The organism is Shewanella sp. 10N.286.51.B2 (genome assembly GCF_041469265.1).
Taxonomy (GTDB): domain Bacteria; phylum Pseudomonadota; class Gammaproteobacteria; order Enterobacterales; family Shewanellaceae; genus Shewanella.
The window spans coordinates 1-5,830 of sequence record NZ_JBFRKH010000117.1 but is presented as its reverse complement, the minus strand read 5'-3'; the positions used below and the strand labels follow the sequence as shown (position 1 = coordinate 5,830).

The following is a 5,830-nucleotide window of genomic DNA, read 5'->3' as shown; positions in this document are numbered from 1 at the left end:
AAGATGGCCAAATCACCATTAGCGCTGAGCAGCTATTAGCGAACTCAAGCGATGTGGATGGCACCGTCAGCCTAGACTCAGTGTCTTACTCTGGTACCGACGGCATATTAACGAATAATCTTGATGGCTCGGTCACTTTCTTCCCTAATGAGAACTTCAACGGCGAAATCAGTCTTGATGTGGTGGTTATCGATGATGACGGCGCGACCGCTGAAACCACCGCAGGCATCACCACACTCGCGGTCAATGATGTGCCATTGGTTGATGGTAACCTGGCTTACAATGTCGATGAAGATGGCACCATTACTCTCAGCCAAGAACAATTACTTGCCAATGCATCTGATGTAGACGGTGATGATTTAACCGCTGAAGGGCTTAGCGTTGCTGGTAACGCAACAGTTGTGGCGAATGACGATGGCAGCTTCACCATTACCCCTGATGCGGACTTTAATGGCGATGTAGACTTAAGCTTTGATGTCTCTGATGGCACCACTACAGTGGCCACCGGTGTTGATTTAACCGTTAACCCAGTCAACGATGCACCGATTGCGGGTGCCGATATTTATATTCAAGCAGAAGAAGATCAAACCGTTGGCGTTAGTCTTCGTGAAGAGCCTGCTATTCGCCTCGATGCACAACCTGAGTTTGGTATTGTACAAGCCAATATCAATGATGAATGGGTGACGTTAGAGGTAGGACAAGAATTCGCGCCTGATACTGAAGTACGCTTTGTTGCTGATGAAACCGCAGTTACTGATTCTACTCATACTAGTCAAATCGGTACCTTCGATGATAATGCGACAGTTGATGATTGGGGCACAGAAATAGATTCACATACCCGTGAATTTACTGATGGCGACTTAGTAGTTACCACCCAGAGTACAGATGGGCCGTTAGGCGCTTGGAATGGTAATACTCATATTGGCCATGGTATTGGCGATACCGATAGACAAGGTTTAAGTGGTGATGAGCAGCTAGTTATTAATGTTGAAGGTCAAGATATTAATGAAATCAGCTTCGAACTAGATGGCTTAGGTGGTTGGTTTGTTGAAGGATCTAAAAACTTCACTGAAGTAGAAATTAGGGCTTTTGATGCCGATGGTAACCTCATCGACTCACAAACTTATCATAAAGATGATAATAGTAGTTTCGAGCATACGTATACCCTTACCACGGATGAACCCGTAGCACGATTTGAGTTAGGCACAATTGAAGGTAACGGCACTTATGTGGTGCAGAATATGTCTGTATCGCAGACGTTACCTGATGATGTGGTCTTTACATCGATTGCCGTAGATGGCACTGAAGTAACAGAAACAATTGAGCTGAACCTTCACGCTGGTGATCAAGATATCGATTTATCTGCAGAGCTTCCTGTTGTGACAAGTTCAGAAGGGGCAGATGGTTTTGCTTCTATTGTGATAACCGAGGAGCAGTTGCTTGCACAAGCTTCTGATATTGATAGTGAAAATCTCGATATCATTAATCTTGAGTTAAACGATGAGAATGCAACGCTAACCGACAATGGTGATGGCACTTGGACCCTTACCCCAGATGAGAATTTCTCGGGGGATATTGACCTAACTTATCAAGTGACTGATGGTGAGTTAGTTGATGACAATACTATCCATATCAACTTCGCTGAGGTCAATGATGCACCAATTGCATCTGGACCAATAGTCCTTAGCACTGAAGAAGACAACTCTATTAGCTTCACTGATGCTGATTTACTTGCGAATGCATCTGACATTGAAGGTGATGATTTATCTATTCAAGATGTGAGTTACAGCGGTAATGCCGGTGAGTTAATTACCAATGACGATGGTAGTTACACCTTTGTTCCCAACGAAAATTTCAATGGTGACGTCGACTTAAGTTATGGCATTAGTGATGGTCAAGATGTTACAACCAATAATATTGATTTAACTGTTATCCCTGTTAATGATGTCCCTGTTGCAGGGGCGCCATTAGATTTACAAATGCTCAATGATGGCACCATGACCATTAATGCATCTAGCTTATTGTCAGGTGCAAGTGATGTTGATGGCGATATTCTTCATATTGAAGATTTAGTGCTGACCAATCAGCTGGATGGTACTTTGGTCGACAACGGTGACAATACCTTTAGCTTCACGCCAGCAGAAGGATTTACCGGCAATGTGTCTTTGTCATTCGAGGTTAGTGATGGCCAAGCATCTGCTCCTAGTTCATTAAATATTACCGTTGAAGAATACAACGAAGGCCCTGAAGTCTCTGGCCCAGTTGCGGTAACTGTGGATGAAGACGGCAGTATTACCCTATCTCAAGAAGAATTACTCGCCAATGCCAGTGATGTCGATGGTGATTCTCTGGCCGCAACCAATCTTGTTACCAACGATGAAAATGCGACTGTCGTACAAAATGACAATGGCAGCTTTACGATCACCCCAAGTGAAGATTTCAATGGTGACATCCAATTTACATACGATGTGACTGATGGTATTGAAACGGTTGCCACTGAATTAGATCTAACGGTTACGCCAGTTAATGATGCTCCAGATGTTCCTGATCTTTCATTTAATACCATGGAAGATGAAGCTATAACGGTTACTACCGAGCAGTTACTGGCTCAAGCAACGGATATAGAAGGCGATGAGTTATCTGTTGTTAATGTCACATCGCAAGATCCAAACGTTGAAGTCATTGATAATGGCGATGGGACTTATACGCTAACCCCACAAGCGGAATACAGCGGTACCGCCAGCTTGAGCTTTGATGTCAGTGACGGCACTGATGTGGTTTCGGCCGATATTAGTCTTAATGTTGAGTTTGTAAATGATGTCCCTGAAGCTGGGCCTATTGTTGCTTCTGTAGACGAAGATGGCACAATTTTAGTTACTCAAGAAATGCTACTTGAAAATGCATCAGATCAAGATGGTGATTTCTTAAGAGCCGATGGTTTACAAACTAACGATCCAAATGCGACCGTTGTCGATAATGGCGACGGTACCTTTAGCGTTACGCCTTCTGCTGATTTTAATGGCGATATTGTCTTTAGTTATGATGTTTCGGACGGTGAAACTGACACACCTACAGAGCTGACTCTGACAGTTAATCCAATTAATGACGCACCTGAAGTGCAGCCGCTTAATTTTGCAATTCAAGAAGATGGAACATTAATCTTCACAGAAGAGCAATTATTGGCACAAGCGACAGATATCGAAGGTGATGAGCTTAGTATTACTGATGTATCTTACAGCGCAGATGAAGGTACATTGACGAATAATGGCGACGGTACTTACAGCTTCACTCCGAATGAACATTTTAGTGGCAATATTGAGGTCGATTTTAGTGTGTCAGATGGCACAGATGAGGTATCACAAAGTATTGGTGTTGCCATCGAAGCCGTTGCTGATGCTCCTGACTTAACAGTAACAACCGGTGATGGCGATGTCGTCACTGATGAAGTGATTGTGGTAGAGCCCGGTTCAACCACGCAACTTAATATTGATGCAAGTCTAGTGGATCAAGACCTTTCTGAAACCCTTACGGTTGAAGTAAATGGTTTACCAGAAGGTTCAGTACTGACCTATGACGGCGAAGCGCTGTTTGACGAACAAAGCAGCGGTATTACCAGTTACGACAATACCGATATTACCGTGACGTTCCAGGGCGAAACTGCCGGATATCAAAATACGGCGGGTTACTATACCGTTGATGAAGAAGGTAATATTACAGGGGTACAAATTGGTTTTGAAAATGCTTCTGAAGTGGGCTCTGGCGGTGAATTAATCCCAGGTGAATCATCCTTCACGTTTGATGTCGAGGCGGGTGAAAGCTTCAATCTATTTGTGATCCCAAATGGTTTCAATCGTAATGACTTTGAGAATATGCAGGACGGTACATTTGAGTTCCGCGATGCCGATGGTAACCCTGCGACTATCGACTCAGTCGACCCGCAATTGGTTCACATTAGTGAAGATGGCGTCGAAACGCCGATTTTAAGTCAATTTGGTGATGCGATTTTCCATGGTGGCAGCAATAGCAATCTTAACGAAGATGGCATAGAGCATACGAGAACCACACTGAATGAAGATGGCGATATTGTTTACGGTGTTGAAGATCTCTTTGGCGGCGGAGATCAAGATTTTGATGACTTCACATTTACCATTGATGTTGGTGAAACAAATAGCCAAATTTTCCAAGGTGAAATTGTTGTTGGTGAAGATGGCAGCGTTGTTATCCCAACCACTGTGTTGGATCAAAACCTTGCAGTTACCTTCCCTGAGGATTACACCGGTTCAGCATCGTTAGAGATCATCGCAACAGCCACTGAACTGTCAAATGACGATCAATCTAGTACTGTTCAAACGATAAACTTTGAAGTTGACCATGCACCTGATTCTGATGCAGTTACCGCACAGGTTGATGAAGATGGCTCAATCACTATTACTCAAGCTGATTTATTAGCGAATGCGACCGATCTTGATGGTGATGATTTAGTTGCCGTTAATGTCAGCTCTGATGATGACAATGTCACATTGGTCGACAATGGTGATGGAACATACACAGTTACCCCTGATGCGGACTTCAACGGTGAAGTATCGTTTAGCTTTGATGTCAGTGATGGCGATCAAATCGTCTCCACTGAATTAAATCTAAGTGTTAACCCTGTTAATGATGCTGCTCTAGCGCAAGATCAAAGCTTTAGCATGAACGAAGACGGCGTGATCATCATTACCGATGAGCAACTGCTTGTTGGTGCCACCGACATTGAAGGTGATAATTTAACTATCGCCGATGTGAGTTACACAGGTACCGATGGTGTGCTTACCGACAACGGTGATGGCACCCATAGCTTTGCGCCAAATGAAAACTTTAATGGCGATGTGCAATTAGAATTTGGTGTAAGTGATGGCACCGTTGTGACCCCAGCTAACATTGATATCGCGGTTACGGATGTCAACGATGCACCGGTAGCGGGTTCAACCTCATACACAGTCAACGAAGACGGCCAAATCACCATTAGCGCTGAGCAGTTACTGGCAAACTCTAGTGATGTTGATGGTAGCGTTAGTTTAGATAGCGTGAGCTACTCAGGCACCGACGGTATTCTGGTTCAAAACTCGGACGGCTCAGTGACCTTCTCGCCAAACGAGAACTTCAATGGTGATATTAGCCTCGATATCTCAGTCATCGATGATGATGGGGCAGTGGCGCAAACCACAGCAGGCATTGAAGTCATTGCGGTGAATGATGCACCCGTTTCGGGTGATCTGGCTTACAGTGTTGATGAAGACGGCAGTATTACCCTGTCTCAAGAGCAATTGTTAGCCAATGCCAGTGATGTAGACGGTGATGACTTAACTGCTGGAAATCTAACTGGCGGTAACAACGTTACTATCACAGAAAACGACGATGGTTCATTTACCCTGACTCCTGATGCAAACTTCCATGGTGAAATGGATATAAGCTTTGATGTCTATGACGGTGGAACCACAGTTCAAGCCAACATTGATCTGACTATTAACCCTATAAATGACACAACAGTAGGAGTGGAAGATCAAGCTTACACTGTCGAAGAAGATGGAACCTTAATCTTCACTGATGAGCAATTGCTCACGGGCGCAACAGACATCGATGGAGACGACTTATCCGTTAGTGGTGTTGAATACAGTGGTACCGAAGGTGTATTCACTGATAATGGCGATGGAACATATAGTTTTGCGCCAAATGAGAACTTTAATGGTCAAGTTGAACTTAGCTTCTCGGTCACTGATGGAAAAGAAACCGTTGGCGCTAATATCGATATTACAGTAACTGATATTAATGATGCACCGGTAGCGGGTTC

The 5,830-nt window shown here is 44.0% G+C and carries 1 protein-coding gene; it reads left to right on the top strand.

The genetic code is table 11. The features are described 5' to 3' along the window. Positions 1-5,830, top strand: a 5,830-nt coding sequence (locus tag AB4140_RS19650; RefSeq protein ID WP_372002315.1) for a tandem-95 repeat protein, incomplete at both ends; no start/stop codon positions are given.